Source organism: Campylobacter sp. IFREMER_LSEM_CL1085 (assembly GCF_025772235.1).
Lineage (GTDB): Bacteria > Campylobacterota > Campylobacteria > Campylobacterales > Campylobacteraceae > Campylobacter_D > Campylobacter_D lari_D.
The window spans coordinates 1-848 of record NZ_JAKMRU010000045.1; the positions used below are offsets into that span (position 1 = coordinate 1).

Sequence of the window (848 nt, forward strand, 5' to 3'; positions counted from 1 at the left end):
GCAAGTTTAAAGTCTTTAGTAGGTATTGTTTATTAGCAATAATACTTAAGCTTTGATTGGAATTTAAAAAAGTATTTCTTTCTTGTTTTAATTGAAAGCTTAGCTTTTCATTTAAAGATTTAAATAAAGAATTAAAAATTTCATTTTTTATTTTATTATCTTCTTTATAAAGTTTTAAATCAAATTGATATTTTTGTTCTTCTTGTTCAATGATTTTTTCTTGTTCTTTTAAATCTTGTATGTTTTTTAAATATTCTTCATCTATAAAATTGTAAGTTGTAGAAGCTATACTTGTTTTAGTTATAAGTTCTTTTTTCTTTGCTAGAGCAAGTTCGTATTGTTTTGAATAGCTAGGGTAGGGGCGTGGAGTGAAGAGGGAGAAAGGATTGATTAGTTTTTGAAAAAAATCATTTGGATGATCAATACATTGACCATTAGGTGTTATAGAATTACTAGGGCATACAACAGGAGGTTTAATTTTATCTCCGATTTTATTAAGCAAATCTTGAGTATTTATTAGCAGTTTTTTTGCTAATTCTTTAATGTTTTCAGAAAAATAGTAAGATATAACACTTCCTCCAGCAAAAATAATTATACCAAAAATAATTTTTCCTCTAAACAAGATAAGTGCTATTTCTTTAGAAATATCTAAGCCTTTTTTTAAAACAAAATCTTGTATAACTTCTTCTCCTAATTTTACTAAAACTTTAGTTATATCACCATTGTTAATATACTCTAAGGTATATTCAGTAATTTTTAGTTTGCTATCCACTTTATCTGTAATAACTTGAACTTTTTGAATATAAGGTTGTAGGGTTTCTTTAGTGGGAGAGTTGGGGGAAAGGTTG

Annotated in this window: 1 protein-coding gene; it reads right to left on the reverse strand. The window is 25.8% G+C overall.

The genetic code is table 11. The features are described from left to right. Positions 1-848, reverse strand: an 848-nt coding sequence (locus tag L8W56_RS08730) for a hypothetical protein (protein WP_263660032.1), incomplete at both ends; no start/stop codon positions are given.